At 44.9% G+C, this 24,264-nt stretch carries 26 protein-coding genes and 2 tRNA genes; 21 read left to right on the plus strand and 7 right to left on the minus strand.

Annotated elements, in window-relative coordinates:
• Nucleotides 1-60 precede the first annotated feature (60 nt).
• The 6 genes from CLIN57ABFB40_RS03915 to tnpC (CLIN57ABFB40_RS03940) all read left to right on the plus strand — a co-directional run bounded on the left by CLIN57ABFB40_RS03915 (nt 61) and on the right by tnpC (CLIN57ABFB40_RS03940) (nt 4,636).
• Entirely contained in the window at nt 61-522 is a 462-nt protein-coding gene (locus CLIN57ABFB40_RS03915) for a DUF2867 domain-containing protein (RefSeq protein ID WP_175628977.1), read from the plus strand.
• Between the two features lie 7 nt (nt 523-529).
• Nucleotides 530-670, plus strand: coding sequence for a hypothetical protein (locus CLIN57ABFB40_RS20190; protein WP_254871694.1), 141 nt, complete (start codon nt 530-532; stop codon nt 668-670).
• Nucleotides 671-1,016: 346 nt separating this feature from the next.
• A complete protein-coding gene (locus CLIN57ABFB40_RS20195) occupies nt 1,017-1,943 on the plus strand; it encodes an energy transducer TonB (protein ID WP_254871695.1) in 927 nt (308 codons plus the stop codon).
• Nucleotides 1,944-1,979: 36 nt separating this feature from the next.
• Nucleotides 1,980-2,318, plus strand: coding sequence for an immunoglobulin-like domain-containing protein (locus CLIN57ABFB40_RS03930; protein ID WP_254871696.1), 339 nt, complete (start codon nt 1,980-1,982; stop codon nt 2,316-2,318).
• Nucleotides 2,319-2,443: 125 nt separating this feature from the next.
• The gene (gene tnpB, locus CLIN57ABFB40_RS03935) at nt 2,444-2,953 is read left to right on the plus strand and encodes an IS66 family insertion sequence element accessory protein TnpB (protein ID WP_175628388.1); all 510 of its coding nucleotides are present in this window, start codon (nt 2,444-2,446) and stop codon (nt 2,951-2,953) included.
• A gap of 69 nt (nt 2,954-3,022) precedes the next feature.
• Nucleotides 3,023-4,636 (plus strand): IS66 family transposase, encoded by a 1,614-nt coding sequence (gene tnpC, locus CLIN57ABFB40_RS03940; RefSeq protein WP_175628387.1) that lies wholly within the window; start codon nt 3,023-3,025, stop codon nt 4,634-4,636.
• A 321-nt stretch (nt 4,637-4,957) separates the two neighbouring features.
• Here the strand turns inward: tnpC (CLIN57ABFB40_RS03940) and tnpC (CLIN57ABFB40_RS03945) are convergent, their stop codons facing one another.
• The 4 genes from tnpC (CLIN57ABFB40_RS03945) to CLIN57ABFB40_RS03960 all read right to left on the minus strand — a co-directional run bounded on the left by tnpC (CLIN57ABFB40_RS03945) (nt 4,958) and on the right by CLIN57ABFB40_RS03960 (nt 8,021).
• The gene (gene tnpC, locus CLIN57ABFB40_RS03945) at nt 4,958-6,571 is read right to left on the minus strand and encodes an IS66 family transposase (protein ID WP_175628387.1); all 1,614 of its coding nucleotides are present in this window, start codon (nt 6,569-6,571) and stop codon (nt 4,958-4,960) included.
• 69 nt (nt 6,572-6,640) lie between these two features.
• Nucleotides 6,641-7,150 carry an IS66 family insertion sequence element accessory protein TnpB gene (gene tnpB, locus CLIN57ABFB40_RS03950; protein ID WP_175628388.1) on the minus strand — a complete coding sequence of 170 codons (510 nt, stop codon included), beginning with the start codon at nt 7,148-7,150 and terminating at the stop codon, nt 6,641-6,643.
• A gap of 669 nt (nt 7,151-7,819) precedes the next feature.
• Nucleotides 7,820-7,893 (minus strand) — tRNA-Asp (locus tag CLIN57ABFB40_RS03955).
• Between the two features lie 54 nt (nt 7,894-7,947).
• Nucleotides 7,948-8,021, minus strand: a tRNA-Asp gene (locus CLIN57ABFB40_RS03960).
• A 421-nt stretch (nt 8,022-8,442) separates the two neighbouring features.
• On the opposite strand from CLIN57ABFB40_RS03960, the gene purU reads away from it, so the two are divergent.
• The 9 genes from purU to CLIN57ABFB40_RS04005 all read left to right on the plus strand — a co-directional run bounded on the left by purU (nt 8,443) and on the right by CLIN57ABFB40_RS04005 (nt 16,065).
• Nucleotides 8,443-9,300 (plus strand): formyltetrahydrofolate deformylase, encoded by an 858-nt coding sequence (gene purU / locus CLIN57ABFB40_RS03965; protein ID WP_024987160.1) that lies wholly within the window; start codon nt 8,443-8,445, stop codon nt 9,298-9,300.
• Nucleotides 9,300-9,890, plus strand: a complete 591-nt coding sequence (gene hisH, locus CLIN57ABFB40_RS03970; RefSeq protein ID WP_175628978.1) for an imidazole glycerol phosphate synthase subunit HisH — start codon at nt 9,300-9,302, stop codon at nt 9,888-9,890. Before purU ends, hisH begins: the two co-directional genes overlap by 1 nt.
• A 91-nt stretch (nt 9,891-9,981) precedes the next feature.
• Nucleotides 9,982-10,704, plus strand: a complete 723-nt coding sequence (gene hisA, locus CLIN57ABFB40_RS03975; protein WP_175628979.1) for a 1-(5-phosphoribosyl)-5-[(5-phosphoribosylamino)methylideneamino]imidazole-4-carboxamide isomerase — start codon at nt 9,982-9,984, stop codon at nt 10,702-10,704.
• Nucleotides 10,705-10,755: 51 nt separating this feature from the next.
• Complete coding sequence (gene hisF / locus CLIN57ABFB40_RS03980; RefSeq protein ID WP_175628980.1) at nt 10,756-11,508, plus strand: imidazole glycerol phosphate synthase subunit HisF; 753 nt, start codon at nt 10,756-10,758, stop codon at nt 11,506-11,508.
• 43 nt (nt 11,509-11,551) lie between these two features.
• Entirely contained in the window at nt 11,552-12,163 is a 612-nt protein-coding gene (gene hisIE / locus CLIN57ABFB40_RS03985; protein WP_175628981.1) for a bifunctional phosphoribosyl-AMP cyclohydrolase/phosphoribosyl-ATP diphosphatase HisIE, read from the plus strand.
• Nucleotides 12,148-12,873, plus strand: a complete 726-nt coding sequence (locus CLIN57ABFB40_RS03990) for a cell division ATP-binding protein FtsE (protein ID WP_175628982.1) — start codon at nt 12,148-12,150, stop codon at nt 12,871-12,873. The genes hisIE and CLIN57ABFB40_RS03990 overlap by 16 nt, the downstream gene beginning before the upstream one ends.
• Before the next feature lie 13 nt (nt 12,874-12,886).
• The gene (locus tag CLIN57ABFB40_RS03995; protein ID WP_175628983.1) at nt 12,887-14,206 is read left to right on the plus strand and encodes an aspartate kinase; all 1,320 of its coding nucleotides are present in this window, start codon (nt 12,887-12,889) and stop codon (nt 14,204-14,206) included.
• A 77-nt stretch (nt 14,207-14,283) separates the two neighbouring features.
• Nucleotides 14,284-15,444 (plus strand): diaminopimelate decarboxylase, encoded by a 1,161-nt coding sequence (gene lysA / locus CLIN57ABFB40_RS04000; RefSeq protein ID WP_175628984.1) that lies wholly within the window; start codon nt 14,284-14,286, stop codon nt 15,442-15,444.
• 141 nt (nt 15,445-15,585) lie between these two features.
• Nucleotides 15,586-16,065: a ferritin gene (locus tag CLIN57ABFB40_RS04005; protein ID WP_175628985.1), complete on the plus strand. Its 480-nt coding sequence runs from the start codon at nt 15,586-15,588 to the stop codon at nt 16,063-16,065.
• A 64-nt stretch (nt 16,066-16,129) separates the two neighbouring features.
• Here CLIN57ABFB40_RS04005 and CLIN57ABFB40_RS04010 read toward each other — a convergent pair whose 3' ends face one another.
• Nucleotides 16,130-16,540 (minus strand): DUF2721 domain-containing protein, encoded by a 411-nt coding sequence (locus tag CLIN57ABFB40_RS04010; RefSeq protein ID WP_175628986.1) that lies wholly within the window; start codon nt 16,538-16,540, stop codon nt 16,130-16,132.
• A 79-nt stretch (nt 16,541-16,619) separates the two neighbouring features.
• Nucleotides 16,620-17,807 carry a glycine C-acetyltransferase gene (kbl, locus tag CLIN57ABFB40_RS04015; protein ID WP_175628987.1) on the minus strand — a complete coding sequence of 396 codons (1,188 nt, stop codon included), beginning with the start codon at nt 17,805-17,807 and terminating at the stop codon, nt 16,620-16,622.
• A 135-nt stretch (nt 17,808-17,942) separates the two neighbouring features.
• On the opposite strand from kbl, the gene CLIN57ABFB40_RS04020 reads away from it, so the two are divergent.
• The 6 genes from CLIN57ABFB40_RS04020 to CLIN57ABFB40_RS04045 all read left to right on the plus strand — a co-directional run bounded on the left by CLIN57ABFB40_RS04020 (nt 17,943) and on the right by CLIN57ABFB40_RS04045 (nt 23,505).
• The gene (locus CLIN57ABFB40_RS04020; RefSeq protein WP_024987167.1) at nt 17,943-18,896 is read left to right on the plus strand and encodes an NAD-dependent epimerase/dehydratase family protein; all 954 of its coding nucleotides are present in this window, start codon (nt 17,943-17,945) and stop codon (nt 18,894-18,896) included.
• Nucleotides 18,896-19,744: a DUF4348 domain-containing protein gene (locus CLIN57ABFB40_RS04025; RefSeq protein WP_175628988.1), complete on the plus strand. Its 849-nt coding sequence runs from the start codon at nt 18,896-18,898 to the stop codon at nt 19,742-19,744. Before CLIN57ABFB40_RS04020 ends, CLIN57ABFB40_RS04025 begins: the two co-directional genes overlap by 1 nt.
• 37 nt (nt 19,745-19,781) lie before the next feature.
• Nucleotides 19,782-20,771, plus strand: a complete 990-nt coding sequence (gene murB, locus CLIN57ABFB40_RS04030; RefSeq protein ID WP_175630334.1) for a UDP-N-acetylmuramate dehydrogenase — start codon at nt 19,782-19,784, stop codon at nt 20,769-20,771.
• 9 nt (nt 20,772-20,780) lie between these two features.
• Complete coding sequence (locus CLIN57ABFB40_RS04035; RefSeq protein ID WP_175628989.1) at nt 20,781-21,539, plus strand: MBL fold metallo-hydrolase; 759 nt, start codon at nt 20,781-20,783, stop codon at nt 21,537-21,539.
• 83 nt (nt 21,540-21,622) lie between these two features.
• Nucleotides 21,623-23,197 (plus strand): DUF3352 domain-containing protein, encoded by a 1,575-nt coding sequence (locus CLIN57ABFB40_RS04040; RefSeq protein WP_175628990.1) that lies wholly within the window; start codon nt 21,623-21,625, stop codon nt 23,195-23,197.
• 98 nt (nt 23,198-23,295) lie between these two features.
• Nucleotides 23,296-23,505 (plus strand): hypothetical protein, encoded by a 210-nt coding sequence (locus CLIN57ABFB40_RS04045; RefSeq protein WP_175628991.1) that lies wholly within the window; start codon nt 23,296-23,298, stop codon nt 23,503-23,505.
• A gap of 240 nt (nt 23,506-23,745) precedes the next feature.
• Here CLIN57ABFB40_RS04045 and CLIN57ABFB40_RS04050 read toward each other — a convergent pair whose 3' ends face one another.
• Entirely contained in the window at nt 23,746-24,120 is a 375-nt protein-coding gene (locus CLIN57ABFB40_RS04050; RefSeq protein WP_175628992.1) for a DUF3127 domain-containing protein, read from the minus strand.
• Nucleotides 24,121-24,264 lie beyond the last annotated feature (144 nt).

The raw sequence follows: 24,264 nt of genomic DNA on the forward strand, positions 1-24,264 counted from the left end.
GTATATCAATTTAAAGTTATTATTTTCGTAACCTACGTTATCTAAAAAACGCATCAAGTTATGAAAGTACAAAACAACATATGTGAGGGAAGTCTCATCACCAATTATCTTCCGGCGGATTACTGTGATTCTTTTTCAAAAACAATAGTGAGTGATAAAGTGGTTACTCCCGAAGTATTTATGGATATTGCCTTTAACCAGTCTCCCGCTTGGGTGAACGGGTTGATGGCACTGCGAAATGCAATTATCAAACCGTTGGGGTTGGAAGTCAATATACGTTTTACAGATACGATTCTTGAAAGAAGTCCGAATGAGATTGTTTTCGGCATGCCTGATAAGCACCTGACATTTTACGCATCTTTATGGTGTGGAGAGAAAGAGGCTGACGGACAGATGTTTGCCATTACGACCGTTGTAGAATACAATAACCGGCTGGGACGATTCTACTTCTTCTTTATTCGTCCTTTCCATAAAATTATCATGCGTTCCATACTGAACAGAGTTGCCAAACAAATGAAATAAAGAACCTATGGATATAGACATTTATGACATCATTGATAATATCTACAAACTGCCGCTTGCATCCAAGGAAGCCCTACTTAGTAATCAGGCGAATATGAGAAGATACAACAGTTTCAACAACTTTGTTTTGCTGAGGTTAGACGTATGATGCGCAATATACACAACCGTATTACCGAGTTTCTGCTTTGTAGATTCTGAGAATTTGCACATAATCAATGAATAATTTTATTACAAAGGTAACCTATTCCCTATTACAATCCCCAAAAACGGTCAAGAATCTATATAGATAAAAGTGAATGAAAAATAATAGAAATAACGTTTGATTTATCTCTGCACCGTAATTTCAAATACTGGAATTATGACAATAAAAGAATAAGAGCCTGCTGAGGATATAATTCTTTGGTAGAAAATAAAAGTGCAATTCTGATTGTTAATGAATTGCACTTTTATTATTTTTGTAAATACATTGTTTCACTGATAAATAATAGTCTGAGATGAAAACAATATTGCAAAAAATTATCTACTGCTTCATTATTGGAGTGAATGTATCAGTTTCATCTTTTCCCCAAAAAACAACTTCTAATATACATTGGGGATTTCTAATAGATGAAAATGAAGGAATAACTAAAATCTATTTTAATAAACACATCAATCAGATGTGCCGTGAAAAAACCGAAGACATTTTCATAAATGGTACAAGTATCTCCAAAGGAAAAGTTTACGTTCCTATTGGTAGTTCTAATTTTGAATTGATTTACGACGAAGCGGTATTTTACCGTGAAGACAGACAAGGAAAATTACATAAAATTCTTCAAGACAACTCTATCGACAAGGCGTCTATTGCTTGGGTGATTGAAAAAGGAAAGAATAGAGAAATAAAAATTGACTTTCCTAAGAACTGCCCTACCGGAGATTATCTATTGAAAATCAAAGTCCATAATGAACAAGGAGAACGTTACGAAATATGCCGTTGGTTTGAGGCATACACATCCAAGCAGGTTTCCCGAAGAAAGAAGCCCATTCCTATAGGTTCCGGATATGCCCCAGCCATAGGGAACATAACTGAAGACGATGAAGGTGGTGTATTTGAAGTGGTGCAAAATATGCCTGAATTTCCCGGTGGCGGTTTACCTAAATTGATGGAATTCATACGACAGAATATTAAATACCCCCAATCGGCGCTACAGAGCAAATTAGAGGGCAGAGTTATTGTACAAGTTGTCATAGATAAAGACGGCAGTGTCATACAACCCAAAATTCTGCGTAGCATTAATCCGGTTTTAAGTATTGACAATGCTTTTTGTGAAGAAGCATTACGCATAGTTTCAATAATGCCTAAATGGAAACCGGGAAGCCAACATGGAATTCCCGTAAAAGTAAAATTTACATTTCCAGTAAGATTTACTTTGCCAACTGATTAAATGTTTAATAAATGTTGCCCAATAAAGATGTATCGTATGAAAATGAATATTTTGTTATGTATATTGACATTTTGCTCATTTGTTATTAGCTGTGCGAATAAGTTCAAACAAGAAGAGGCTCCACAAGCTCCTATAAACGATATGGTTGGAATAAATGATACGCTGGGACTTTCTTTACACCCGGAATTCCCAGTTTATTCCACAAAACAGAAACAAGTCACTTTCGTATTGCACAACAATAGTGGTACTGATATTAGCTTTGGAGGATATTACAGTTACACTTATGAGGATGAAAAAGGAATATGGAGGGATGTTCCCATGCAGCTTGTTGTATTTGATGAAGAAATTAAAAGCATAAGAATGCACGTTTTATAGGACGACAACCTGTATTTGGCAGCTTAATAAGCTATTGGGAGCGGGTAAGCATTCGGCCTCGTGCGTGTTTGTTTCCCTTCTTTTCCTTCCTACCTTTGTGTCTTCATTACAATCTTAATCCATATATGTGTTCTGTATTAGTATTTTCTAGCGAAAGTGATAAACTACGTAGTCTTTTGTCCGAGTCTAACCATTTTGATTCGGTTCTTTTCATATTTGATGGTGGTCGTCGTTATAAAGTTTCGGCTTCCAGCCTTGGTATCCATTCCCCTCAGGACCTACTTCTCCCTTTAGGCCTTGGTCTTTTCCGTAGCAGTCCTTTCTGGGCCTATTACCTTTATCCCCAAGGTTGTAATTTCCATAAAGGCATTGACGGTCTTTGTGGCGAGGTCATCCGGCACACGGGCTCTTGCGTGTCAGAGCAGAGTTGCCATGTTTTTCTTGACCGCTCCCGTAGCAGGTTGCATATCCTTTATCGGTGCGACGACGAATACCGTTTGGAATACCGTCGTCTGAATCGCGGCTCTTTTTTCTTGAAAAAGGACGAACGGAAGAGGGATTTTCTTCAAATTTCCTGGAATCGCCTGAATGAGCTGCTTACTGTTAAAAAGTATCGGAAAACAGTTGAAAAGTAATCTCCCGTCCTACAAGCCGTTCTGCTTTATTTTCATAACTTTGTCACATAATAAAAAAGTGGATATACAGTGAAAGAACCGGTCATTACCCTTACTTTGGAAGAGTACGAAGAGCTGCGCAAGGAACGTGAACGCCTTGAAAAGGAACATGCAGAACTTCAGAGAAAATACGAATCCTCTTTGCGGGAGTATTCCCGCCAGGTCGAAGAAATCTCAGCCTGTACAGCCGTCATTGCCGACCTGAGATGGAAATTGGCTGACTTGACACGCCGTTTATGGGGTAAATCCAGTGAAAAACGCCATCTTCCCGAAGATGCTGGCCAGTTGAGCATCTGTTTTGAGTCTCCGTCCGATGTCAATGACCCGGTAGCGGAAGAACAGAAAACAGCTGAGAAATCTGCCAAATCGGAGAATGGCTACAACCGTTTCCGTAAGAGCTTCACCAAAAAGATTACCCCCCACGCCCGTAAGCCCATCGCCCCGTCCCTTCCCCGTGAAGAGATTATCATTCCCATGCCGGAGGGCCTTTCGTTGGAGGGAGCGGCGAAGCTGGGAGAGGAAGTGAGCGAACAATATGCCGTCAGTCCCGCCCGATTCTATGTGAGACGCATCATCCGCCCTAAATACCGGCTCGCCGACGGTCGTATCATAACTGCTCCCATGCCCGTAATGGCACATCCCCACAGCAATGCGTCGGAAAGTGTACTGTCACACATTGCTACCGCCAAATATTACGACCACCTGCCTCTGTACAGACAACTGGACATCTTTGAGCGTGAAGGCATCCATCTGAGTCCTTCCACTGTAAGTAACTGGATGATGGCTGCCGCACAGCGTCTGGAGCCAATCTATAATGAACTTCGTGAACTGGTCAAGGACAGCTATTACGTCATGGCCGATGAGACGCCCCATCCCGTACTTGAAAGCGACCGGCCCGGTGCTCTTCACCGCGGGTATATGTGGAACTTCTATCTGCCCCGGTTCCATACCCCATTCTTTGAATATCACAAGGGACGTGGCAGCAGCGGAATAGACACGCTGCTGGCAGGACAGGTTCGGGTGGTACAGAGTGACGGCTTTGCAGTATATGACGAGTTCGACACACTACCCGGAAAGTTGCACCTGTGCTGCTGGGCACACGTCAGGCGCAAGTTTGTGGAAGCGGAAGGAAATGACCCTCCCAGAGCAAGGCATGCACTTGAACAAATAGGCAGACTGTATGCTGTGGAGGAGAAAATCAGGATAGGACATCTGGAAGGCGGGGCTGTAGTAAGGCTTCGCCGGGAAGAATCGTACCCTATTATCAAAGGACTGGAAAAATGGTGCAGGCAGGAGTATGAACATACGGTTGAGAAATCGCCTATTGCAAAGGCCATATTCTATATGTACACACGTTTTGAACAACTGTCTGGATATGTCAACGATGCACAGTTCTGCATTGACAATAATCCGGTGGAGCGCTCTATAAGGCCATTGACTTTGAACAGAAAAAACACTCTTTTCTCCGGTTCACATGAAGCGGCACATGCAGCGGCAATATTCTTTTCACTGATGGGATGTTGCAGAGAAAATAAGGTGAACCCAAAACTATGGATGCAGGACGTGTTGATTAGGGTACAGGAGAATGAAAGAGAAAAGAAAAACGACTACGCTGATTTACTGCCATTTAATTGGAAAGGATAAACAAGAAAGATAGATAAAGTCAAAAGCCAGACAAAGCATGTCTGGCTTTTGACTTTATTATAGCTTGGAGAGAAATACGGGCGAGGCCGAATGCTTACGGGAGCGGTGATGTTTCTATAGCCTACGTGTGCAGGCTATACAGCCCGCATCTGTAGGCTGTACGGTTTACGTATGTAGGCTGTATAGCCTACATATGTGGGCTATAAACTTATCGCCGCTAAAGGTAAGCATTCGGCCTCGCCCGTATTTCTCTCCAAGCTATAATAAAGTCAAAAGCCAGACATGCTTTGTCTGGCTTTTGACTTTATCTATCTTTCTTGTTTATCCTTTCCAATTAAATGGCAGTAAATCAGCGTAGTCGTTTTTCTTTTCTCTTTCATTCTCCTGTACCCTAATCAACACGTCCTGCATCCATAGTTTTGGGTTCACCTTATTTTCTCTGCAACATCCCATCAGTGAAAAGAATATTGCCGCTGCATGTGCCGCTTCATGTGAACCGGAGAAAAGAGTGTTTTTTCTGTTCAAAGTCAATGGCCTTATAGAGCGCTCCACCGGATTATTGTCAATGCAGAACTGTGCATCGTTGACATATCCAGACAGTTGTTCAAAACGTGTGTACATATAGAATATGGCCTTTGCAATAGGCGATTTCTCAACCGTATGTTCATACTCCTGCCTGCACCATTTTTCCAGTCCTTTGATAATAGGGTACGATTCTTCCCGGCGAAGCCTTACTACAGCCCCGCCTTCCAGATGTCCTATCCTGATTTTCTCCTCCACAGCATACAGTCTGCCTATTTGTTCAAGTGCATGCCTTGCTCTGGGAGGGTCATTTCCTTCCGCTTCCACAAACTTGCGCCTGACGTGTGCCCAGCAGCACAGGTGCAACTTTCCGGGTAGTGTGTCGAACTCGTCATATACTGCAAAGCCGTCACTCTGTACCACCCGAACCTGTCCTGCCAGCAGCGTGTCTATTCCGCTGCTGCCACGTCCCTTGTGATATTCAAAGAATGGGGTATGGAACCGGGGCAGATAGAAGTTCCACATATACCCGCGGTGAAGAGCACCGGGCCGGTCGCTTTCAAGTACGGGATGGGGCGTCTCATCGGCCATGACGTAATAGCTGTCCTTGACCAGTTCACGAAGTTCATTATAGATTGGCTCCAGACGCTGTGCGGCAGCCATCATCCAGTTACTTACAGTGGAAGGACTCAGATGGATGCCTTCACGCTCAAAGATGTCCAGTTGTCTGTACAGAGGCAGGTGGTCGTAATATTTGGCGGTAGCAATGTGTGACAGTACACTTTCCGACGCATTGCTGTGGGGATGTGCCATTACGGGCATGGGAGCAGTTATGATACGACCGTCGGCGAGCCGGTATTTAGGGCGGATGATGCGTCTCACATAGAATCGGGCGGGACTGACGGCATATTGTTCGCTCACTTCCTCTCCCAGCTTCGCCGCTCCCTCCAACGAAAGGCCCTCCGGCATGGGAATGATAATCTCTTCACGGGGAAGGGACGGGGCGATGGGCTTACGGGCGTGGGGGGTAATCTTTTTGGTGAAGCTCTTACGGAAACGGTTGTAGCCATTCTCCGATTTGGCAGATTTCTCAGCTGTTTTCTGTTCTTCCGCTACCGGGTCATTGACATCGGACGGAGACTCAAAACAGATGCTCAACTGGCCAGCATCTTCGGGAAGATGGCGTTTTTCACTGGATTTACCCCATAAACGGCGTGTCAAGTCAGCCAATTTCCATCTCAGGTCGGCAATGACGGCTGTACAGGCTGAGATTTCTTCGACCTGGCGGGAATACTCCCGCAAAGAGGATTCGTATTTTCTCTGAAGTTCTGCATGTTCCTTTTCAAGGCGTTCACGTTCCTTGCGCAGCTCTTCGTACTCTTCCAAAGTAAGGGTAATGACCGGTTCTTTCACTGTATATCCACTTTTTTATTATGTGACAAAGTTATGAAAATAAAGCAGAACGGCTTGTAGGACGGGAGATTACTTTTCAACTGTTTTCCGATACTTTTTAACAGTAAGCAGCTCATTCAGGCGATTCCAGGAAATTTGAAGAAAATCCCTCTTCCGTTCGTCCTTTTTCAAGAAAAAAGAGCCGCGATTCAGACGACGGTATTCCAAACGGTATTCGTCGTCGCACCGATAAAGGATATGCAACCTGCTACGGGAGCGGTCAAGAAAAACATGGCAACTCTGCTCTGACACGCAAGAGCCCGTGTGCCGGATGACCTCGCCACAAAGACCGTCAATGCCTTTATGGAAATTACAACCTTGGGGATAAAGGTAATAGGCCCAGAAAGGACTGCTACGGAAAAGACCAAGGCCTAAAGGGAGAAGTAGGTCCTGAGGGGAATGGATACCAAGGCTGGAAGCCGAAACTTTATAACGACGACCACCATCAAATATGAAAAGAACCGAATCAAAATGGTTAGACTCGGACAAAAGACTACGTAGTTTATCACTTTCGCTAGAAAATACTAATACAGAACACATATATGGATTAAGATTGTAATGAAGACACAAAGGTAGGAAGGAAAAGAAGGGAAACAAACACGCACGAGGCCGAATGCTTACCGCTAAAGTTGGATTATTAAGCCATGATCATCGGATTTATACAGGTTCATTGCAACAAAAACAAGCTATCTTATCTATATAGGACCTTTATTCGGCTATTTTGTTGATGATAGATAACCTATTTTTGCTTGTAAAAGTATGATAGATACCTTTTTTAAAAGCCATCTGTCATACTTATTCTTTTGATAATAAGATAATTATCAAAAGACATGATACTTATGATAGATATTTTTTCACTATGTAGTATTTAATTCAAATCCATACCGGAATAAATCTTTTTTTAAGGATGTGATTGCCCAGAATCAAATCCCCCAAATTTTCAAACTGAGCCTTATGTTTTATTTTCATTTATCTTCAATCTTTTCTGTTTTTAAAGAAAGGTAGCCAAAAGCAATTCTAAGGCTATTTGGAACGAGAAAACAAGTAGGTAGAGTGATTAAGGAAAATCAAAAAACACCAATACATAGCCTGAATAAGCTATAGAATAGAAGCAGGAGAACTTAAATAAACTAAAAACACCCAATTTTACATTGCAGGGTGTAAAACTGGGTGTGAATCTTGTAAACTATTGATTTTCAATGTTTATTGCGGTGCGTACGGGACTCGAACCCGTGACCCCATGCGTGACAGGCATGTATTCTAACCAACTGAACTAACGCACCAAATTTTATTTAGACTAACTCATTTTATTTCTTTCCGTCTCTCTATTAAAGAAGCGGTGCGTACGGGACTCGAACCCGTGACCCCATGCGTGACAGGCATGTATTCTAACCAACTGAACTAACGCACCAGAATTTCATTTTGTTAATCTGCATCTCTCTCGATTGCGGGTGCAAAGGTAGTTGTTTTTTGTAAATCTGCAAGCGTTTTAGGAAAAGTTTTTTTCAAGAAAAAACGAGAAAAATGCTTAGTGTCTCATTTTGAGTACTTTTGTAATGAAAAAAAATATTGTTTTTTCTTCTCTTCGGATAGTGACGCTATCCTATTGTGATGGCGTCACTATCCGAAGGCGATAGCGTCACTATCCTAAAGTTTGTCATTCTATTCATAGAAAATAGCTCCCGATTTCTTTCTATCTGTAAGAAATCCCCGTTTTTATATCAACTTTCTGCTTGAATAATTCGTAATTTTGCAATAAATCGTTATTTTTGCGGACTAAAATTAGAAAGGTGGAAAATAATTCTGCCTGGAATCGTAAATTAGTAAAAAGAATGATGACAACAGCCAAACTGTTATTGCACTGTCCCGACAAACCGGGAATCCTTGCGGAAGTAACAGACTTTATTACGGTAAACAAAGGAAATATTATCTATTTGGACCAATACGTAGACCATGTAGAAAACATATTCTTCATGCGTATTGAATGGGAATTGAAAGACTTTTTAGTTCCTCAGGAAAAGATTGAAGATTATTTCAGAACACTTTACGCTCAAAAATATGAAATGGATTTCCGTCTTTATTTCTCGGATGTGAAACCGCGTATGGCTATTTTTGTTTCTAAGCTGTCGCACTGTCTTTTTGATATGCTGGCGCGCTATACGGCAGGTGAGTGGAATGTAGAGATACCTCTTATTATAAGCAATCACCCCGATTTGCAGCATGTAGCCGAACGTTTCGGCATTCCTTTCTATCTGTTCCCTATCACGAAGGAGACGAAAGAAGAACAGGAACGTAAGGAAATGGAACTGCTTGCCAAGCATAAGATTACATTTATCGTATTGGCACGCTATATGCAAGTGATTTCCGAGCAGATGATAAACGCTTATCCGAATAAGATAATCAATATTCATCACTCTTTCCTTCCTGCTTTCGTAGGTGCGAAGCCTTATCATGCCGCTTTCCAAAGAGGTGTGAAGATTATCGGTGCAACCAGCCATTATGTAACGACGGAACTGGACGCGGGTCCGATTATCGAACAGGATGTAGTGCGTATCACTCATAAGGACTCTATCGAAGACCTTGTAAATAAAGGAAAGGATTTGGAGAAGATTGTCCTCTCGCGTGCCGTACAGAAGCATATTGAACGTAAAGTTTTGGCTTATAAAAATAAAACAGTAATATTTAGCTGATGAAAGTAGCAGTCGTAAAATACAATGCCGGCAATATCCGTTCTGTGGATTATGCTTTGAAGCGGTTGGGCGTGGAAGCGGTGATTACTGCCGATAAGGAAGAACTTCAGTCGGCTGATAAGGTCATTTTTCCTGGAGTAGGAGAGGCGGAAACTACCATGAACCACTTGAAGGCGACAGGATTGGACGAACTGATAAAGAATCTGCACCAGCCTGTATTCGGAATTTGTCTCGGCATGCAGTTAATGTGCCGCTATTCTGAAGAAGGAGGAGTGGACTGTTTGAATATCTTTGATGTGGACGTGAAACGTTTTGTTCCGCAGAAGCACGAGGATAAAGTGCCGCACATGGGGTGGAACACAATCGGGAAAACGAACAGCAAACTCTTTGAAGGATTTACCGACGAAGAATTTGTCTACTTCGTACATAGCTTTTATGTGCCGACTTGCGACTTTACTGCCGCTACGACTGATTATATTCATCCGTTTAGTGCCGCCTTGCATAAAGATAACTTTTATGCCACCCAGTTTCATCCGGAGAAAAGCGGCAAGACGGGAGAGAAGATTCTGATGAACTTTTTGAATCTATAGTAAACTATGTCGCTGTTTATAATAAACTCCACCATAGTTTATAATAAACTCGTTCATCGTTTATAATAAACTTTTAGCAAATAAATAATAGATGATAGAAATTATTCCAGCCATTGATATTATTGACGGAAAGTGTGTACGTCTTTCCCAGGGAGATTACGACAGTAAGAAAGTATATAACGAAAATCCGGTGGAAGTTGCCAAAGAATTTGAAGCTAACGGTGTTCGCAGACTTCATGTGGTTGACTTGGACGGAGCTGCTTCTCACCATGTAATCAATCATCGGGTATTGGAGCAAATCGCTACCCGTACTTCTTTGGTAATAGATTTTGGTGGTGGAGTAAAGAGTGATGAAGACTTGAAAATTGCTTTCGAAAGCGGTGCGCAAATGGTGACGGGCGGCAGTATTGCTGTGAAAGACCCCGAACTGTTCTGTCATTGGCTTGACGTGTACGGAAGTGAGAAAATTATATTGGGAGCGGACGTAAAAGAACATAAGATAGCCGTAAACGGTTGGAAGGACGAAAGCGCCTGTGAACTTTTCCCGTTCCTCGAGGACTATATAAATAAAGGTGTCCGAAAAGTAATCTGCACAGACATCAGCTGCGACGGGATGCTGAAAGGTCCTTCCATTGACCTGTACAAGGAAATGCTGGAGAAATTTCCCGACCTCTATCTGATGGCTAGTGGCGGAGTAAGTAATGTCGATGACATTATTGCCTTGAACGAAGCCGGAGTGCCCGGAGTAATTTTCGGCAAGGCATTGTATGAAGGACGTCTCACTCTGCAGGACTTGAGAATCTTTTTGGATTGAGACATTTGATAATCTGATTTTAATTGTCAAACAGTAAATAAAAATAGGATTGTGTTAGCAAAAAGAATAGTACCTTGTCTGGACATCAAAGACGGACAAACCGTGAAAGGAACGAATTTCGTTAATTTGCGCCAAGCCGGTGACCCGGTAGAGTTGGGGCGGGCTTATAGTGAACAAGGAGCCGATGAACTTGTTTTCCTTGACATTACTGCCAGCCATGAAGGGCGTAAGACCTTCACGGACTTGGTGAAACGGATTGCTGCCAATATCAATATCCCGTTTACCGTAGGTGGCGGAATCAACGAACTAAGCGATGTAGACCGTCTGCTCAATGCCGGAGCTGATAAGATTTCTATCAACTCTTCTGCAATCCGCAATCCGCAACTGATTGACGAGATTGCCAAGAATTTCGGTTCACAGGTCTGCGTGCTGGCGGTAGATGCCAAGCAAACGGAAAAAGGCTGGAAATGCTATCTGAACGGTGGACGTATCGAAACCGATAAAGACCTGTTTGAATGGACAAAAGAAGCCCAGGAACGTGGGGCCGGTGAAATCCTTTTCACGAGCATGAATCATGACGGAGTAAAGACCGGATATGCAAATGAGGCACTTGCAGCGTTAGCGGGGCAACTCTCTATTCCTGTAATAGCTTCGGGCGGTGCAGGTTGCAAAGAGCACTTTCGTGATGTCTTTTTGCAAGGAAAAGCAGATGCGGCACTGGCTGCCAGCGTTTTTCACTTCGGAGAAATTAAAATTCCCGAATTAAAGTTGTATCTTTGCGGCGAAGGAATTACTGTTAGGTAATTACTGCGTTGCAAAAATTTAGTAAATTAAGATATTAAATAAGATGGAATTGGATTTCGATAAAATGAACGGACTTGTTCCGGCTATCATACAGGACAACGAAACACGTAAAGTCCTGATGCTGGGCTTCATGAATAAAGAAGCTTATGATAAAACGGTAGAAACCGGAAAAGTTACTTTCTTCAGCCGTACAAAGAACCGTCTTTGGACAAAAGGAGAAGAAAGCGGTAACTTCCTTCACGTAGTTTCTATCAAAGCCGATTGTGACAATGATACATTATTGATACAGGTGAATCCGGTAGGCCCGGTTTGTCACACAGGTACGGACACTTGCTGGGGCGAGAAGAACGAAGAACCAGTCATGTTCCTGAAAGCATTGCAGGACTTCATCGACAAACGCCATGAAGAAATGCCCGAAGGCTCCTACACGACCAGTCTCTTTAAGTCCGGTGTCAATAAGATGGCGCAGAAAGTAGGTGAAGAGGCCGTAGAGACAGTCATCGAAGCAACCAACGGAACAGACGACCGCTTGATTTACGAAGGAGCCGACCTTATTTATCACATGATTGTATTACTCACTTCAAAAGGCTATCGCATCGAAGACCTTGCACGCGAATTGCAGGAAAGACATAGCAGTACATGGAAGAGACATTAATTCAATATAAGAACGTAGAAATCCATCAACAGGAACTCTGTGTGCTGAATGATGTCAATCTTGGACTGCACAAAGGCGAGTTCGTCTATCTGATAGGAAAAGTAGGTTCCGGCAAAACGAGCCTGCTCAAAACCTTTTATGGCGAACTGGACGTAATCGACGGCGAAGCCGAAGTGCTGGGTTATAACATGCGTTCCATCAAACGCAAGCATATCCCGCAGCTACGTCGGAAATTAGGCATCGTATTTCAGGATTTCCAGTTGCTGACAGACCGCACAGTTTACAACAACCTCGAATTTGTACTCCGTGCTACCGGCTGGAAAAACAAACAAGAGATAAAGGAACGCATTGAAGAAGTGCTCGATTTGGTCGGAATGTCCAACAAAGGCTACAAACTGCCTAACGAGCTTTCCGGCGGCGAACAGCAACGCATCGTGATTGCACGTGCCGTGCTCAATTCCCCGGCTATCATCCTCGCGGATGAACCGACCGGAAACCTGGACGTAGAAACAGGAAAAGCCATTGTTGAGCTGTTGCGCAATATCTGCGATTCTGGTTCGTCCGTAGTGATGACAACGCACAACCTGCAATTGCTGAAAGAATATCCCGGCAGGGTATATCGTTGTGCCGACCATCAGATAATAGATGTCACCGACGAATACATGCCCCGGCAGAGAACAATAGAAATAGATTTAAATATAGATAACTAAAACAGTAACGAAAATGAAAGTTTTAAAGTTTGGAGGAACTTCCGTAGGTTCTGCTCAGCGCATGAAGGAAGTAGCCAAATTGATTACCGATGGTGAACAGAAGATTGTTGTCCTTTCAGCCATGTCAGGCACGACAAACACATTGGTGGAAATTTCGGACTATCTGTATAAGAAGAATCCGGAGGGTGCCAACGAGATTATCAATAAGCTGGAAACTAAATACAAACAGCATGTTGATGAACTTTTCGCCACTCAGGAATATAAACAGAAAGGTCTTGAAGTCATCAAATCTCATTTCGACTACATCCGCTCCTATACGAAAGACCTTTTCACCCTGTTCGAAGAGAAAGTGGTTTTGGCGCAAGGCGAGCTTATCTCTACGGCCATGGTGAACTTCTACCTGCAGGAATGTGGCGTGAAGTCAGTCTTGCTTCCGGCTTTGGAATTCATGCGCACTGACAAGAACGCAGAGCCGGACCCTGTATATATTAAGGAGAAGTTGCAGACTCAGCTCGACCTCTATCCGGATATGGAAATCTACATCACACAAGGTTTCATCTGCCGCAACGCTTACGGCGAGATAGACAACCTGCAACGTGGTGGTAGCGACTATACCGCATCCCTGATTGGTGCTGCTGTGAACGCTTCCGAAATCCAGATATGGACAGACATCGATGGTATGCACAACAACGACCCGCGTGTTGTCGACAAGACAGCCCCGGTTCGTCAGCTTCATTTTGAAGAAGCGGCCGAGTTGGCTTACTTCGGTGCAAAAATCCTGCACCCCACCTGTATCCAGCCTGCCAAATATGCCAATATCCCTGTACGTCTGTTGAACACCATGGACCCGGAAGCTCCTGGCACATTGATTTCCAACGATACGGAAAAAGGCAAAATCAAGGCAGTAGCAGCGAAGGAAAACATTACGGCTATCAAAATCAAATCCAGCCGTATGTTACTTGCCCACGGCTTCTTGCGTAAGGTATTCGAAATCTTCGAAAGCTATCAGACTTCCATCGACATGATTTGTACTTCAGAAGTCGGTGTGTCCGTCACTATCGACAACACCAAGCATCTGAACGAAATCCTCGATGACCTGAAAAAATACGGAACAGTGACCGTTGATAAAGAAATGTGTATCATCTGTGTTGTGGGTGACCTTGAATGGGAAAACGTCGGTTTTGAAGCAAAAGCGCTCGACGCGATGCGCGACATACCGGTGCGAATGATTTCCTTCGGCGGAAGCAACTACAACATCTCCTTCCTCATTCGTGAGTGTGACAAGAAGAGAGCGTTACAGTCGCTCAGCGACATGCTTTTCAACAATAAATAATTCCGCAAATAATACGAGCGCTTTTACCAACCTGATAAAAGCGCTCTTTTTAACTAACTAAACAAGTTTCCCGAATTATGAAAGGAATATTTCCAATCGATAAGTTCCGTACTTTGCAGACCCCTTTTTATTATTACGATACCAAGGTGCTGCGTGATACATTGTCGGCCATAAACCACGAGGTTGCCAAATATCCTAATTATTCAGTGCATTATGCGGTAAAGGCAAATGCCAACCCGAAAGTGCTTACTATCATCCGTGAGAGCGGAATAGGTGCCGACTGTGTGAGCGGTGGAGAAATCCGCGCCGCTATCCGTGCCGGATTCCCCGCCAACAAAGTCGTTTTTGCCGGAGTAGGCAAAGCCGACTGGGAAATCAACCTCGGATTGGAATACGGCATCTTCTGCTTCAACGTAGAGTCCATTCCCGAATTGGAAGTCATCAACGAACTGGCAGCTGCCCAGAACAAGATAGCTAATGTCGCTTTCCGCATCAACCCCGATGTCGGAGCGCATACCCATGCCAACATCACTACCGGACTGGCAGAAAATAAATTCGGTATCAGCATGCAGGATATGGACAAAGTGATTGACGTAGCACTGGAAATGAAGAACATCAAATTCATCGGACTTCATTTCCATATCGGTTCTCAAATTCTCGACATGGGCGACTTTATCGCCCTCTGCAACCGTGTCAATGAACTGCAGGACAAACTCGAAGCCCGCCGTATCCTGGTGGAACACATCAACGTAGGCGGCGGACTCGGCATTGACTACGGACATCCCAACCGACAGCCAATCCCGAACTTCAAAGAATATTTTGCCACCTACGCCGGGCAACTGAAACTGCGTCCTTACCAGACTTTGCATTTCGAACTAGGACGTGCGGTAGTCGGACAATGCGGCACATTAATATCCAAAGTGCTGTATGTCAAACAAGGAGCAAAGAAGAAATTCGCCATCCTCGACGCAGGCATGACCGACTTGATTCGCCCCGCCCTATACCAGGCCTACCATAAAATGGAAAATATTACATCCGAAGAACCGACAGAAGCTTACGATGTAGTAGGGCCTATCTGCGAATCGTCCGATGTTTTCGGCAAGGCAATCGACTTGAACAAAGTGAAGCGCGGCGACTTGATAGCCCTTCGTTCGGCAGGCGCATATGGTGAAATCATGGCGTCCGGCTATAACTGCCGCGAGCTTCCGAAAGGATACACTTCCGACGAACTGGTGTAATTAAAAAATGAGCTTCTGTACTCAAAGTGTGAATGTAATTTAAAAATGCAGAGAGCATGGAACAATTTTAACTGAAATCCTGTTATTTTTGTAATGAGTTCAATAAGAAACTACATTAACAACTTAATAAAAAATACGATTATGATTTCAGAAAAATTACAAAAGGCAATCAATGAACAGATTACAGCTGAGATGTGGTCCGCTAATCTGTATCTGGCAATGTCTTTCTACTTTGAGAAAGAAGGTTTCAGTGGATTTGCACATTGGATGAAGAAACAATCTCAAGAAGAGATGGGACATGCTTATGCTATGGCCGACTATATCATCAAACGTGGTGGAACCGCAACTGTTGACAAAATAGACGTAGTACCTAACGGCTGGGGCACTCCGCTGGAAGTATTCGAACATGCTTACAAGCACGAATGCCATGTTTCTGCCTTGGTAGACAAACTGGTTGACGTAGCTGCCGCTGAAAAAGATAAAGCAACCCAGGACTTCCTGTGGGGATTCGTTCGCGAACAGGTAGAAGAAGAAGCTACTGCACAGGGAATCGTTGATAAAATCAAGAAAGCCGGAGCTACAGGAATCTTCTTTGTTGACTCGCAATTGGGACAACGTTGATAATAAAGCATATATTATAAATATATGAAGAGAAAGCTGTCCGGATTTATTCCGGGCGGCTTTTTTACTTTTTATTCTTTTTCCCTTTCTCCATCGTTCCCAGATAAATTTCCAGCGAACGGGTGGATATCTGTATTTCACGGAAAGATACGCCAAGAGAAGCGATAAGCAACAACAAAGCCACTCCGAACACATAGGCAGAGAGCAGTTGCAACCCGATATAGATAAAAAACATGCTGACCACACAGAGAAGCAGGCTTGCGATCCCCAACCCTTGCATCGTGCGGGTGAGATTCAACCGTTTCCGTAAATTCTCGATTTGCGCTACGGTGATATCCGAAGGATTCTCCATGTAGCGGTCGCGCAGTTGGCGTACGAGCTGTGCATACGATAAGAAACGATTGGTATAAGCCAATAAAATCAGAGAAACTGCTGAGAAAAGCAGGGTAGGAGTAGTGAGAGTCAGTTCTTCCATGAGTAAATTAAAATCTTCCGTTGTTATATTGCCGCAATCTTATGCTTACAATACAAACAACGGAAGATATGAAAATGTTTTATTTAAGTACGCCGAGTTCTTTACCTACTTTGATAAAGGCAGCGATACATTTGTCGAGATGTTCCTTCTCGTGTCCTGCCGAAATCTGCACGCGGATACGTGCTTGTTCTTTCGGAACCACCGGATAATAGAATCCCGTCACATAGATACCTTCTTCCTGCATACGTGCGGCATAAATCTGCGACAACTTCGCGTCATACAGCATCACAGCACAGATAGCACTCTGAGTCGGCTTGATGTCGAATCCCGCAGCTGTCATCTTGTCGCGGAAATAATTTACGTTTTCAACGAGCTTGTCATGCAGTGCATTGCTCTCTTTCAGCATCTTGAATACCTCAAGGCTTGCACCGATAATTCCCGGAGCCAATGAGTTGGAGAACAGGTACGGACGGCTGCGTTGGCGCAGCAAATCAATAATCTCCTTCCGGCCGGTAGTAAATCCGCCCAGCGCACCGCCGAAAGCCTTGCCTAATGTACCGGTATAAATATCCACACGTCCGTGAGTCTTGTATAGTTCGCTTACGCCATGTCCCGTAGCACCTACCACACCGGCAGAGTGAGACTCGTCCACCATCACCAGCGCGTCATACTTCTCGGCGAGGTCACAAATCTGGTCCATCGGAGCAACGTTGCCGTCCATAGAGAACACACCATCGGTCACGACAATGCGGAAACGCTGTGCCTGTGCCTCTTGCAGGCATTTTTCCAAGTCCTTCATGTCCGCATTGGCATAACGATACCGTTTAGCCTTGCACAGACGTACACCGTCGATAATAGAAGCATGGTTCAGTGAATCCGAGATGATGGCATCCTCTTCGGTGAAAAGCGGTTCGAATACCCCGCCGTTCGCGTCGAAGCAGGCAGCATACAGAATCGTATCTTCCGTTTGGAAATAATCAGAGATAGCGGCTTCCAGTTCCTTGTGTATATCTTGTGTTCCACAGATGAAACGGACGGACGACATACCGTATCCGCGTCGGTTCATCATTTCTTGGGACGCCTTAATCAGTCGTGGGTGATTGGACAGTCCCAGATAGTTGTTAGCGCAGAAGTTCAGTACTTCTTTACCTTTTACAGTGATGGCAGCTTGCTGCGCACTTTCAATCAGTCGTTCTTCTTTGTAAAGCCCGGCTTCCTTGATTTCAGCCAATGTCTGGCTGAGGAATTCTTGCATTTTACCGTACATAGTGTTTGAGTAATTAAGTTCGATTACAAAGGACATCATTTTTCTTGGAATAACAATGTCTTTTTGATTAAAATCTAAAAAAAAAGTGCTTACTTTGTGCGCTATTTAGCTTAACAACTTAAGTACGAAGAAAAAATGAAACACATTTTGATTATTGGAGCCACTGGACAGATAGGCTCCGAACTAACGATGGAGCTACGTAAACGTTACGGAAATGCAAATGTAGTAGCTGGTTACATCCCGGGTGCAGAACCTAAAGGAGAGTTGAAAGAGTCCGGGCCGTCAGCTATTGCGGATGTGACGGATGCAGAAGCTATCGCTTCTGTGGTGAAAGAGTATCAGATTGATACGATTTATAATCTTGCCGCGCTGTTGTCGGTCGTGGCAGAGTCGAAGCCCAAGCTGGCTTGGAAAATCGGTATCGACGGGTTATGGAATGTACTGGAAGTTGCGCGCGAACAAGGATGCGCTGTTTTCACTCCCAGTTCTATCGGTTCTTTCGGTGCGACAACGCCGCATACACAAACACCGCAGGACACTATCCAGCGTCCTCGTACGATGTACGGAGTCACTAAAGTAACCACAGAGTTGCTGAGCGACTATTATTTTAACAAATACGGTGTCGACACTCGCGCTGTCCGTTTTCCGGGCATTATCTCGAACGTGACGCCTCCCGGTGGCGGAACCACCGACTATGCTGTCGATATTTATTACTCGGCAGTAAAAGGAGAGAAATTCGTGTGCCCCATCAAACAAGGCACCCTGATGGATATGATGTATATGCCGGATGCGCTCAACGCAGCCATTACGCTGATGGAAGCCGACCCGACAAAATTGATACACCGCAATGCTTTCAATATCGCCTCTATGAGTTTCGACCCGGAGACGATTTATCAGGCAATCAAGAAGCACGTGCCGCAATTCGAGATGGTTTATGACATCGACCCCTTGAAGCAGCGCATCGCCGACAGTTGGCCCGATAGCCTGGACGACACTTGTGCTCGTGAAGAGTGGGGGTGGAAGCCGGCTTACGATTTGGAAAGCATGACAGTGGATATGCTTGAAAAGTTAAGAGAGAAATTGAAATAATGAAAAAACTAATCGCAGGGGTCATATTGCTCAGCATGCTGGGTTCTTGTGGCAACAAGATAAACAAGATTGACCCCTTCGCATCTATTACTCAAGAGGTGGATTCAATCCGGCATCAAGCCGATTCTATCCCCGAAGATAAATTGCCGGAAGAGCCGCAGCCTATACAGGCTGACGAATCTTTCGACGATTTTATCTATAATTTTGCTTCCGATGAAGTGTTACAGCGTCAGCGTGTGAAATTCCCGTTGCCCTACTACAATGGAGAAAAAAAGTCGGAAATCGACGAACATCATTGGAAGCACGACAACTTGTTTACCAAACAACACTATTATACGCTCTTGTTTGATAAGGAAGAAGACATGGACTTGGTAGGAGACACCTCGCTCACGTCTGTACAGGTCGAATGGATATTTGTCAAGACACGGATGATGAAGCGATATTATTTTGAGCGTATCAAAGGCGCATGGATACTGGAAGCAATCAACCTGCGCCCTATCGAGCAGAATGACAACGAGAACTTTGTCGAGTTTTTCGGTCGTTTTGCCACTGACAGCCTTTTTCAGAGTCAGCGTGTGAATGACCCGTTGGCTTTCGTCACCAGCGACCCGGACGATGACTTCTCCATACTGGAAACGAGTCTCGACCTGAACCAATGGTTTGCCTTCAAGCCCGAACTGCCTTCCGAACGCCTTTCCAACATCAACTACGGACAACGGAACGCCGATAACTCCACGATGAAAATCCTGGCATTGAAGGGCATCGGCAACGGTTTTTCCAACATCCTTTATTTCCGCCGGAAAGCCGGAGAATGGAAACTGTATAAATTTGAAGATACAAGCATATAACTCTTAAAAGTATGTAACCCCTAAAACAGTATAGATGATGTACTCCCTTTTGTCTCACAATACATTCGGCATTGATGTCAGTGCCGCCCGTTTTTTAGAATATGCTTCAGTTGAAGAGTTGCAACAACAGATTGTGCAAGGTGCCGTTACGACACCTTTTTTGCATATAGGCGGCGGCAGCAACCTGCTGTTTACCAGAGACTATGACGGGCTGATACTCCATTCGCGCATCAAAGGTATCGAAGTGACGGAAGAAGATGAGCGCACCGTATCCGTGCGGGTAGGGGCGGGCGTCGTATGGGACGACTTCGTGGCATTCTGCGTGGCACACGGATGGTATGGAGCAGAAAATCTCTCCTTGATTCCCGGTGAAGTGGGAGCGAGCGCCGTGCAGAATATCGGAGCCTACGGTGTCGAAGTGAAAGACCTGATAACCGCCGTAGAGACAGTGAACATTCAAGGTGACCAACGTGTTTACTCCATAGAAGAATGTGGATATGTCTACCGCAACAGCATCTTCAAGCGTCCTGAGAATAAGTCGGTCTTTGTCACCTACGTGCGATTCCGGCTTAGCAAGGAAGAACATTACACATTGGACTACGGAACCATCCGCCAGGAACTTGGCAAATACCCTGCACTGACGCTGTCGGTAGTCCGGAAAGTAATCATTGGCATTCGCGAAAGCAAGCTGCCCGACCCGAAAGTGACGGGAAATGCAGGCAGTTTCTTTATGAACCCCATCGTTCCTAAAGAAAAACTGCTGGAACTGCAACAAGAATATCCGCAGATACCTTATTACGAACTGTCCGATAGTCGGGTCAAAATCCCTGCGGGATGGATGATAGACCAATGCGGATGGAAAGGAAAAGCCCTGGGCCCTGCGGCAGTGCACGATAAACAGGCACTTGTCCTTGTGAATCGGGGCGGAGCGAAAGGCAGTGACATTATTGCGCTTTCGGATGCAGTGAGAGCTTCCGTACGTGAGAAGTTCGGCATCGACATTCATCCCGAAGTAAATTTTGTCTGATAACGAGAAATGAAAGTAAGAATCATAGGAAGTGGAACATCGACGGGAGTGCCCCAAATAGGCTGTACATGCGCAGTCTGTACTTCTGCCGACCCGAAAGATAACCGTTTGCGTGCATCCGCCATCGTAGAGACAGACGACGCACGGATACTGATAGACTGCGGTCCCGATTTCCGGGAACAAGTATTGCATCTCCCTTACGAACGGATAGACGGCGTGCTCATAACGCATGAGCACTACGACCACGTAGGCGGACTGGATGATTTGCGTCCCTTCTGCCGCTTCGGTTCCGTGCCGATTTATGCCGAAGAATATGTAGCGAAAGCATTGCGACTGCGCATGCCCTATTGTTTCGTAGACCATCGTTATCCCGGCGTGCCCGACATCCCTTTGCAGGAAATAGAACCGGGGCAGCGCTTCTCCATAAATCAGACCGGGGCGCTTCCCCTGCGCGTGATGCACGGACGCTTGCCGATTCTGGGCTACCGCATCGGGAAGCTGGGTTATATCACCGATATGTTGACCATGCCCGAAGAATCTTTTGAACAATTGGCGGGGATAGATGTTTTGATAATGAATGCACTACGGATTGCCCCGCATCCCACGCATCAGAGCTTGGAAGAAGCATTGGCAGTCGCGCAGCGTATTCAGGCGAAGAAAACCTACTTTATACATATGAGCCATGATATGGGTTTGCATGCCGAGGTTGAACGGGAGCTCCCGGACGATATTCACCTGGCATATGACGGATTGGAAATCCATCTCTGATTGTCGGCGAAATATTTAGCAAAAGTTTTGTTTTCTTTGTAGAATTTATTATTTTTGCACCTAACCGATAAACAGCGAATATTATGAAACTTCGTACGATAGTGAAAATAGCGGTCACTTCTTCTGTTGTACTCTTGTGCGCAGGTTTCGCATTATACTCTTTTTTCAAACTGTCGGCAGCCGAAGGGCAGAAGGATTTCAACCTCTACGAACTGGTGCCGACCACCGCTTCCGCAGTATTTGCAACCGATGACGTGCTCGAGTTTGTCACCGAAATAGACGGTTTGACGTGTAGCAAGAACCACGAATATCTACATGTCTCCAAACTTTTCTCTTACCTAAAACAGTCACTCTATGCACTTTCGGAAGACAGTCCCCACGGCTTGAGCCGGCAAATGAATCAAATGTTGATTAGCTTCCACGAGCCGGATAACGACCGTAATCAAGTGCTTTATTGCCGTTTGGGAAATGGAGACAGGGAATTGATTGACAGATTCACGCAGAAATACATCTCGCCGCTCTACCCACCGAAGAAGTTTGACTACAAAGGAGAGGAAATAATGATTTACCCCCTGTCGGACGGTGATTTCCTTGCCTGCTACCTGACACCCGATTTCATGGCGCTGAGTTTTCAAAAGAAACTGGTGGAAGACGTCATTGATGTCTATAAGAAAGGCGGTTCACTGGCGGACGACCCTACGTTCACGGGAGTGCTTGCTCCGAAGAAAAGTACGACTGTTGCCACTATATACACTCGTGTGAACGGCATGATGGGATGGACGGAGTTCGATATGAAGATGAAGGACGATTTTATTTATTTTACAGGAGTCAGCCATGACGCCGATACCTGCTTTAACTTTATCAACCTGCTCCGCCAACAGGAATCCGTGAAAGGATTTCCGGGTGAAGTGTTGCCTTCTACCGCTTTTTATTTCAGCAGACAAAGCATCACGGACTGGGCGTCCTTGCTCTCTTACGGAGACATGCAGGCATATGCGACCGCAGGCCGTACTGCCGAGGTGCAGGAAAGAAACCGGGAGTTATCGCGCTATCTGATGGAGAATACCGGACACGATTTGGTGGCCTGCCTGTTTCAACGGGAAGACACGCTGCAGGGGGCGGCGGCTGTTCTGAGTCTGTCTGTGCTGGACGTGACGGAAGCGGAACGGATGTTGCGCTTACTTGTCAACTCAGCTCCTGCCGAAGAAGGGGTGAAGATGCCTCGTATAACTTTTTGTTATACCGCCAATAAGGTATATCCCGTCTATCGCTTACCTCAAACAACGTTGTTTACGCAACTAACCACTTTTGTGGAACCGACATCGCATATGTATGCCGTATTCTATGGCGGGCGTCTATTGCTGGCTCCCGATGAAGACAGCCTGGCGCGCTACATACGCCAGTTGGATAAAGGCGATGTACTTGATGGAGCGATAGCGTATCGGGCGGGAATGGATAGCCTCTCCGATTCTTATCATTTCATGCTGATGGCAGACTTCGACCACCTGTTCCATCAGGCGGAAAAACAAGTCCATTTCGTGCCGGATTTCTTCCTGCGCAACTCCGGCTTTTTTCGCAATTTTATACTTTTTGCCCAGTTCTCCTGTGCCGATGGAGTGGTGTATCCCAATATCGTTTTGTGGTATAAAGCCGAGTAAAATCCAGCTTGGAGATCTTATCCGACAGTCTGTTTTTCTATGTGGCAGAAGGGGACGTTTCAACTAAGAATTACCGGATTTGAAAAGTAGAAAACCCAATGGAATATCTATGGAAAACCTACAAAAAACTAGTCGAAAAGTATGCCTCTTTTTTGCGTCAAAAAAAACTTCTGAAACGCCTTCTGGCAGGGCGTACCCCCCCCAAAAAAAAACATAACCCAAGAGAAGAGAATATAAAAGAAAAGAATATAAAAAACAGAAAGAAAAAGAAAGAGAAAAAACTGCTGCTGTTGCTGATGGGATTTTGAGAAAAGGAAAACGGAATTCTAAGAAAAGGAGAAGTGTTGTGTTTGATGTTGCCTGATTCCTACCGTAACCCGTCGGCTGATTTTTCCCGTCCCGCAGCAGACTGCCGTTCATCCCCGGGGTGAAGCCTGTTCTGTCCGCGGCGGAATCTTTACAAAGTGTGGGCATAAAAAAAACTCCCGGCAAAAATCATTCTCACCGGGAGTTTTTTTATCTGTATCGTCAAGCGGAATACTTTCGGTTTAGAACGGCAGGTCGTCTTTTACATCGCCCGGAGTGAAAGCCGGAGTAGCTGACGGAGCCGGCGGTGGAACGGGAGCACCCGGAGCCATCGGAGCACCTGCGCCGACACGTTCAACTTTCCATGCACGGATACTGTTGAACCAGCGGTCTTGCCACTGGCGGGCGTCAACGTCGAATGATACGGTCAGTTCTTCACCCATCTGAATGTTGAACTGCTCGATTTTGTCCGCGCCGAATACATCGAAACACATTTTGCGCGGGTATTGGTCGTGGTTTTCGATAACGAACTCTTGTGATTTCCACTCGTTGCCGCTAGTCTTTGAAACTCCGCCTCTCGGGGGGAGTATAGCGATAATTTTTCCTGTAAATTCCATTGCGATTAATTTTAATTCTGCGGCGAAGTTACGATTTTTTAGGAATATCCCTCACACAAACTCTGTTTTTTCTTTTGTTTTGTTGGGTGGCACGAATCTTTTTTCGTAACTTTGTGCGATAGAACATTTAAAACTTAAATACAC

This window comes from Bacteroides acidifaciens (assembly GCF_903181435.1).
Lineage (GTDB): Bacteria > Bacteroidota > Bacteroidia > Bacteroidales > Bacteroidaceae > Bacteroides.

Bases quoted from the DNA above. Each gene is read 5' to 3' on its own strand.
- CLIN57ABFB40_RS03915 (WP_175628977.1), top strand. From the start codon at position 61: ATGAAAGTACAAAACAACATATGTGAGGGAAGTCTCATCACCAATTAT.
- CLIN57ABFB40_RS20190 (WP_254871694.1), top strand. From the start codon at position 530: ATGGATATAGACATTTATGACATCATTGATAATATCTACAAACTGCCG.
- CLIN57ABFB40_RS20195 (WP_254871695.1), top strand. From the start codon at position 1,017: ATGAAAACAATATTGCAAAAAATTATCTACTGCTTCATTATTGGAGTG.
- CLIN57ABFB40_RS03930 (WP_254871696.1), top strand. From the start codon at position 1,980: ATGAAAATGAATATTTTGTTATGTATATTGACATTTTGCTCATTTGTT.
- tnpB (WP_175628388.1), top strand. From the start codon at position 2,444: ATGTGTTCTGTATTAGTATTTTCTAGCGAAAGTGATAAACTACGTAGT.
- tnpB (WP_175628388.1), bottom strand. From the start codon at position 7,150: ATGTGTTCTGTATTAGTATTTTCTAGCGAAAGTGATAAACTACGTAGT.
- purU (WP_024987160.1), top strand. From the start codon at position 8,443: ATGATGACAACAGCCAAACTGTTATTGCACTGTCCCGACAAACCGGGA.
- hisH (WP_175628978.1), top strand. From the start codon at position 9,300: ATGAAAGTAGCAGTCGTAAAATACAATGCCGGCAATATCCGTTCTGTG.
- hisA (WP_175628979.1), top strand. From the start codon at position 9,982: ATGATAGAAATTATTCCAGCCATTGATATTATTGACGGAAAGTGTGTA.
- hisIE (WP_175628981.1), top strand. From the start codon at position 11,552: ATGGAATTGGATTTCGATAAAATGAACGGACTTGTTCCGGCTATCATA.
- CLIN57ABFB40_RS03990 (WP_175628982.1), top strand. From the start codon at position 12,148: ATGGAAGAGACATTAATTCAATATAAGAACGTAGAAATCCATCAACAG.
- CLIN57ABFB40_RS03995 (WP_175628983.1), top strand. From the start codon at position 12,887: ATGAAAGTTTTAAAGTTTGGAGGAACTTCCGTAGGTTCTGCTCAGCGC.
- lysA (WP_175628984.1), top strand. From the start codon at position 14,284: ATGAAAGGAATATTTCCAATCGATAAGTTCCGTACTTTGCAGACCCCT.
- CLIN57ABFB40_RS04005 (WP_175628985.1), top strand. From the start codon at position 15,586: ATGATTTCAGAAAAATTACAAAAGGCAATCAATGAACAGATTACAGCT.
- CLIN57ABFB40_RS04010 (WP_175628986.1), bottom strand. From the start codon at position 16,540: ATGGAAGAACTGACTCTCACTACTCCTACCCTGCTTTTCTCAGCAGTT.
- kbl (WP_175628987.1), bottom strand. From the start codon at position 17,807: ATGTACGGTAAAATGCAAGAATTCCTCAGCCAGACATTGGCTGAAATC.
- CLIN57ABFB40_RS04020 (WP_024987167.1), top strand. From the start codon at position 17,943: ATGAAACACATTTTGATTATTGGAGCCACTGGACAGATAGGCTCCGAA.
- CLIN57ABFB40_RS04025 (WP_175628988.1), top strand. From the start codon at position 18,896: ATGAAAAAACTAATCGCAGGGGTCATATTGCTCAGCATGCTGGGTTCT.
- murB (WP_175630334.1), top strand. From the start codon at position 19,782: ATGTACTCCCTTTTGTCTCACAATACATTCGGCATTGATGTCAGTGCC.
- CLIN57ABFB40_RS04035 (WP_175628989.1), top strand. From the start codon at position 20,781: ATGAAAGTAAGAATCATAGGAAGTGGAACATCGACGGGAGTGCCCCAA.
- CLIN57ABFB40_RS04040 (WP_175628990.1), top strand. From the start codon at position 21,623: ATGAAACTTCGTACGATAGTGAAAATAGCGGTCACTTCTTCTGTTGTA.
- CLIN57ABFB40_RS04045 (WP_175628991.1), top strand. From the start codon at position 23,296: ATGGAATATCTATGGAAAACCTACAAAAAACTAGTCGAAAAGTATGCC.
- CLIN57ABFB40_RS04050 (WP_175628992.1), bottom strand. From the start codon at position 24,120: ATGGAATTTACAGGAAAAATTATCGCTATACTCCCCCCGAGAGGCGGA.